This is a genomic window from Bacillus sp. LR--39, assembly GCF_053613335.1.
On sequence record NZ_JBSIOT010000749.1, the window covers coordinates 1 to 764 of the forward strand.

1 protein-coding gene is annotated in these 764 nt (G+C 42.4%); it reads right to left on the reverse strand.

The features are described 5' to 3' along the window. On the reverse strand, positions 1 to 658 hold a 658-nt coding region (locus ACWHAR_RS26285; RefSeq protein WP_452088325.1), incomplete at its 3' end, for a M3 family oligoendopeptidase. Between the last annotated feature and the right edge of the window lie 106 nt (positions 659 to 764).

Here is a 764-nt window from a genome sequence, read left to right on the forward strand (position 1 = left end):
TGCGGACTTCACGGTTTTCACTTTCCAAGAAATTAATAAAGTTGCCGTGAGTGATCTGTTTTTCATTCCCATCTTCGTCTTTAATGGATGGAAACGTTATATCTGCGTTATTTAACACGCTGAATGTATTTGAAGATGACCCCAGTACCTCGGAGGCTTCAGCAAGCAGTGCCTCTTCCTTCTCGCTCAGCACATGCGGGCGTTCCTTTGTAATCTCCTCAATCGCATGAGAGTACAGCTTTAATTCTTCTTTTTCAAGAATGAACTGCTGCAGTTTGTCTTCTTCTATGGATAAAATCTCCGGAACCAAATAAGCTGTCGCGCTTGCAGCCTGTGTATACAGGTTTCCCGCCTTGTCATTCAGCCCCTGGTAAAAAGAGTTCCCAGTATCCTGGTCAGAGCGCATATGCGCATATGTGTACAGCCTACCCAGCCGCTCCATCACTTTATCTTGATACGTAAGAGCCTCGTATAAATGATCAGCTGAATCTGCCAGCTTTCCTTTATACTTAGATAAATTCGGAATTAATTCTTTTACAGCTTGAAATTCTTTATTCCAGGCCTCATCACTAGGAAAAATATCCTCAAGTCTCCATGTGTCTTCTGCCTTTACCTCACTTCTGTCAGGCAGTTGGTTTGCTTTTTTTTCCTCAGCCATGGTGATCCCCCTCGTCTTCTTTGATTCAAGCCAATTGAAAAAACAGCTGTTTCTCAATAAACTTGTGTTGTGAATATCTTCCGGTTTTTCACTGCCTTTTGTCAAA